General features: G+C 72.1%; 8 protein-coding genes. All 8 read right to left on the reverse strand.

Annotated elements, in window-relative coordinates:
* Positions 1–1,429, reverse strand: a 1,429-nt coding sequence (locus tag NH602_RS28080) for a phage tail tape measure protein (RefSeq protein WP_253069372.1), incomplete at its 3' end; no start/stop codon positions are given.
* 218 nt (positions 1,430–1,647) lie between these two features.
* Entirely contained in the window at positions 1,648–2,274 is a 627-nt protein-coding gene (locus NH602_RS28085) for a hypothetical protein (RefSeq protein ID WP_253069373.1), read from the reverse strand.
* Positions 2,274–2,726 carry a phage tail tube protein gene (locus NH602_RS28090; RefSeq protein WP_253069374.1) on the reverse strand — a complete coding sequence of 151 codons (453 nt, stop codon included), beginning with the start codon at positions 2,724–2,726 and terminating at the stop codon, positions 2,274–2,276. Before NH602_RS28090 ends, NH602_RS28085 begins: the two co-directional genes overlap by 1 nt.
* An 18-nt stretch (positions 2,727–2,744) precedes the next feature.
* Positions 2,745–3,191, reverse strand: coding sequence for a minor capsid protein (locus NH602_RS28095; RefSeq protein ID WP_253069375.1), 447 nt, complete (start codon positions 3,189–3,191; stop codon positions 2,745–2,747).
* Complete coding sequence (locus NH602_RS28100; RefSeq protein ID WP_253069376.1) at positions 3,188–3,535, reverse strand: minor capsid protein; 348 nt, start codon at positions 3,533–3,535, stop codon at positions 3,188–3,190. The genes NH602_RS28095 and NH602_RS28100 overlap by 4 nt, the downstream gene beginning before the upstream one ends.
* Positions 3,536–3,548: 13 nt before the next feature.
* Complete coding sequence (locus NH602_RS28105; RefSeq protein ID WP_253069377.1) at positions 3,549–3,866, reverse strand: hypothetical protein; 318 nt, start codon at positions 3,864–3,866, stop codon at positions 3,549–3,551.
* Positions 3,863–4,597, reverse strand: coding sequence for a hypothetical protein (locus NH602_RS28110; RefSeq protein ID WP_253069378.1), 735 nt, complete (start codon positions 4,595–4,597; stop codon positions 3,863–3,865). Before NH602_RS28110 ends, NH602_RS28105 begins: the two co-directional genes overlap by 4 nt.
* On the reverse strand, positions 4,594–4,783 hold a 190-nt coding region (locus NH602_RS28115), incomplete at its 5' end, for a hypothetical protein (RefSeq protein ID WP_253069379.1). The genes NH602_RS28115 and NH602_RS28110, both read right to left, overlap by 4 nt.

The raw sequence follows: 4,783 nt of genomic DNA on the forward strand, positions 1-4,783 counted from the left end.
CCGCGTTCGCGCCGGCCGTGGCGAGCCACGCGGCGCCGGCGCGGGCACCCTGAGCGGTCGTCGAGGCGGCAATCCCGATCCACCGGGCCGTGAGCTGGGCGCCGGCCGCCGCGGTGCTCGCAACGGCACCAGCGGCCCGCGCTCCGCCGGCCAGGGCCCACGCCGCGCCGCTCTTGACCGCGTTCACGGTGGCCGAGGCCGCGGTCTTGATCCACGACGTGCGCATCTGACCGCCGGCGGCGACGGTGGCCGCTGCGGCGGCGCGCTTCGCGGCGATCATCGTGCCCAACGGCGCGACGACCGACAGTGCCGCCGGCCCGGCCGTCATGATCGCGGCCGAGGCGACCCCGAACGGGCCGGGCAGGGTGACGAGCTGGGCGGAGAGAGTCTGAAACCCCCGCTTGACCCGCTCCATCGTCTTGCCGGCGGTCTCCTGTAGCGCCTCGTCGGTCTGGCCGGCCGCGCCGGCGACGTCGCCGAGCGCGGACACCGCGGCCTGGGGGTCGAGTGCGTACAGCGCGTCGCCCAGGTCTTCGGCCTGGGTGCCGAACAGTTGGACGGCGGCAGCGTCGCGGGCTACCGGGTCTTCCATGTTCCGCAGGTGGTCGAGGGTCATGCCGAGCGCGTCGGTCGCCTCGGTGCCGCCAGCGGCGATCCGCTTCGCCATCGAGTCGGCGTTGAGCCCGATCGCCTGGAACCCCTCGGCGGTCGCCTTCGAGCCGTCCCGGCCGCGGATGCCGAATTCCTTAATGGCGTCGGCGACCTTGTCGGCATCGCGAGCGCCGGCGGCGAGCCCCTGGGAAATGAGCCCCATCGACGTCTGTCCGTCGAGTCCTAGCTCGCGGAACATCGTCGAATACTCGTTGAACGTGTCGAGCAGGTCGCCGGCCTGGTCGTTCCCGTTCTGGAAGCCCTTCGCGAGAATGTCGAGGGCTTCCTCGGCGGAGCCGGCGAGCCCGGTCCGGAGCATCTTGTCGACGGCGCGTGTGGTCTGGCCGAGATCCTGGTCGAACGCGGTCGACAGGCTCATCACCTTGCCGGTGACGCCCTCTAGCTCGGCCTCCGAGGCGTCGCCCATGCCCTGGATCGTCTGGGTGACCGACCGGACGGCCTGGTTCACCTCGTCGAGGCTGCCGCCGTAGGCCTGTGAGTAGAGCCGGCCGGCGATCCCGCCGAGGCGGGCGGCCTCGGGCCCGGTGGCGCCGAGCTGGGCCTTTAGCTTCGCCTGCGCCGCACCCATTTCGAGGTTCGTCGCGATGCCGGTCGCGATGGCGGTCCCGGCCGCGGCGCCGGCGCCGATCCCGATCGCCTTGCCGGCGGTCTTCAGCTTGCCGCCCAGGCCGCGGAACTTGGACTCGGCGCCGTCGACGTCGCTGTCGAACTTCGAGCGGTCGACGCGGAGCATCGCGACAAGCTCGCCGATCTTCACGGGCGCCCCCTTCTATGTGGAGTTGGTCTATCGGCGAGCAGCGGCCTTGACCGCGGCGATTCCGTCCGGGGTGTCGACGACCTTCGGGCGCTGTCGGCGGAATTCGCGGAATACGGCGTCGGCGGACAGGCCGGCGAGATACCAACTGAACTCGTGGTGCGTCAGTTCGGCGATATCCGCCGGCCCGAACCGATACTCGCGGCGGAAGTCCGCGACGATCAGCGCCCAGCCTTCGCGGATTTCCTTCTCGCGCTCCGATTGGGGGCGAGGGATTTTCCCTCCGTCTCGACCGCCTCGGCGGCCTGGGCGAAGGTCAGGGCGTTGCCCTTGCCGTTCGCCATCCCCCACAACAGGACGATCTGGAACTCGACCGACGTCATGCCGGCCGCCTTCCACTGGCCGAACACGTCGTCGCCGAACAGCTCGCCGACCAGGCGCTCGACGTCGGACTCGTCTTCGGAGCCCTCGACGTCGTTCACGTGCTCGTCGAACGCGAGCGGGAGATCGTGCGGGACGGTGACCTCGACCCCGCGGATGACCGTCGTCGCGGCCTCGCCGCGCTCGGCGGCCTTGCGGCGCTGGTAGGCGGCCCAGAACTCATCCCACGACTGGTTGCCCTCGTCGGGCTCGTCGTCGCGGGGTGTCGCCTTGCCGGCCTTCGCGCGCTTGGTCGAGCGCTTCGCCGGGGTCTTCGCCGGCTCGTCGGGCTCGTCGTCCTCGGCGCGGGCCGTGCCGCCGGCGCTGGTCCGGCCGCGGGCCTGGGCCATCTTGACTTCGGCCTCGGCCTGGATGCGGGCAAGCTCGGCGTCGAGCGACTCGTCGTGCTCGTCGGGCGTTTCCGCCATCAGACGACGTCCGTCACGGTCGCCCGGCCGGTGCGGGTGAACGTGCCGGCCCACGCGGTCTTGTCGTTGTTACCGCCGGACCGCGAGCCCTGCTCGACGTAGCACCGCCAGTTCGTCCACTCCGGGTCGGTCTCGTGACGGAACCGGATGCGGCCGACCGACTCCTCGTCGACCTGCTCGCCCAGCTCGTCCACAAGCTTCTGCCCGGCGTCCTTCTGGGCGGGGTCGTCGTCCTCCTTGCGGAGCTGCCCCTCGACTTCCAGCGACGCGCCGCGCTGCATCATGCGGCCCTCGTAGGCGCCCTGGGACTGGAAGTCGGTCGTCTCGGTGTCCTCGTTGTTCTCCGAGGGGTCGAGGTCGAAGTTGTTGAGTCCGCCGATCTCGACCCACGTCTCGGTCTCCGCCGAGGGGTCGAGGATCTCGAACTGCCATCCGCGGGCGCTGATCTTCATTGCGTACTGCTCCCCTGGTCAGGTGCGGTTACGGAGACCGCGCCGGCGAAGCTCGACGCGGAAGTTCACCGACAGCTCGTGTCGGCCGTGTTCGTCCGGGCCGACGTAGATCGGTCCGGCCTGATTGCCGATGCACGACAGCACCGGCGTGCCGCCCGGCAGGGTGCGCGGGCGGAGTCCGTGGCATGCGAGGTAGACGCGCTGGGCGAGGCGCTCGGCGGCGACCGGGTTGCCGCGGGGGCCGCGGACCCAGACCTGCACGTTCGGTTCGTCGTATCCGTGCTTCGAGTCCGACTCGACGCCGGCATAGGTCGCGACGCGGACCGCGAGATCGGGGTCCGCCGGCAAGCCGAGCACGAACACGTTGCCGCCGACGCCGGCCGGGTCGTACGTCGCGACGCCCAGCTCGTCGAGCAGCTCGGCGAACTCCTCCGACAGCGACGGCGGGTTCTCCGGCGCGGTCACCGCAGCGACCGCCGGCATTCGGCCGCGACGAGCGCGAGCATGACCTGTCCCTCGCGGTTCAACGGGTCTTCGAGGTACTTCGCCTTGCGGCCGGAGTCGTGCCGGTAGCCCAACTCCTCGTGTTGCCGCACGGCGTACGGGGTGTCGTAGGAGACCGCGGCCGTGTAGCTCGCCTGGTCGACCGTCGCGCGGCCGGAGCGTTCGAGGGTGCCCTCTTCGATCGGGACCTCCATCCGGCTCACGGAGAGCAGGTGCTCGCCGGCGGTCGCGAGCCCGCGGAGTACGGCGTCCCCGGTCGCGTCCTTCACCTGGCCGCCGTTCCACGTCATGCGCAGCTCGGCCACGGGGCACCTCCGATCACAGGAACGTCACTTCGAGGTGGTTCGGGGTCGGGCCGCCCGGCCACTCCTCGCGGTCGATCGCGACGACCTCGACCACGCGGCCGTAGACGGTGACCCGGGCCTGCGGGGTGATGACCGGTGCCGCGTCGAGCTGGCATATCGCCGTGGTGGCGTCGTTGATCCGCCGGCCGTTCGTGTCGGTGACCACCCGCCGCGACGGCATGAGGTGACACGGCACGTCGACGGGCGAGCCGTAGACAGGGCCGCGGCCGGAGTCACCGACGAACGGCTCGACCCGCAGCGTGTGCCGGAGCAGAGTCTTGGGGATCTTCACCGGTACCGACCGCCGTACCCTGAGCCGGCGATCCGCGGCGCGGTGTTGCTCGGGTTGAACAGGCCGGCGAGCCGGAGGGTGCGCAGCGCGTCGGGCGCGTACCGGCCGGCCGCGGCCGAGGCTCCGTCGCCGGACCCGCCGGCTCCGCCGAGCTGCACGTTCCCGATCCGCACGTTCGACCAGCGCTCGGCAGCGCCGGAGCCGGTCTCGTCGCCCGACTCGTCGAACCATGCGGCCTGTGCGCACGTCGCCTTGCGCAGCGCGTCGGCGACCTCCGGGTCGGCCGGCAGCTCGTCGGGCCCGGTGACCGGGTAGACCGCGGCGACGAGCAGCTCGTCGATGCGCTCGGTCGCGCGGGCGAGCAGCCGGCGCGCGGCGACCGGCGGTGCCGCCCTCATGTAGCGGGCGAGGTCGCCGGTCGTGGCGTAGCTGCGCTCGACGTCGGCCCCGGGCGCCGGCGCGACGAGCACCCGAACCGACTCGGTGCCCTCCCCGGTGCCGGTGACGATCCACCGGCCGACGTACTCGCCGGCCTCGACGTCGCCGAGGATGGCGACCCACTCGTCGCGGTCGGCGTCGGGTGTGGCCGACAGCGCGACCGCGTTGCCCGACGGCGCGGTCAGCTCGACGCGCGCCTCGGTCGAGCTGTCGGTCGGTTCGTCGTCGAGCGGGGTCACCCGCAGCCGGAGGGTCACCGTGTCGCCGGCGACGAAGCCGTCGAGGGTGTTCATCCGCTGGCCTCCAATCGGGACGCGTGAGCGGTTGCGACGAGCCCGGATTGAGCCGCCGAGGGGGTGGCCCCGGCGTCGTGGTCGTGGCCGTGGTCGTCGGCGGCGGCCTCCTGGGCCCCCTCGATGCCGGAGACCTCGACGGCGTCGACCAGCGGTGCCGCGTTGCCGGACGCGGCGACGAGATCG

Origin of the sequence: Pseudonocardia sp. McavD-2-B, from assembly GCF_024124365.1 — a bacterium.
GTDB lineage: Bacteria > Actinomycetota > Actinomycetes > Mycobacteriales > Pseudonocardiaceae > Pseudonocardia > Pseudonocardia alni.

Coding starts and splice junctions, on each gene's coding strand:
- NH602_RS28085 (WP_253069373.1), bottom strand. CDS start 2,274: ATGGCGGAAACGCCCGACGAGCACGACGAGTCGCTCGACGCCGAGCTT.
- NH602_RS28090 (WP_253069374.1), bottom strand. CDS start 2,726: ATGAAGATCAGCGCCCGCGGATGGCAGTTCGAGATCCTCGACCCCTCG.
- NH602_RS28110 (WP_253069378.1), bottom strand. CDS start 4,597: ATGAACACCCTCGACGGCTTCGTCGCCGGCGACACGGTGACCCTCCGG.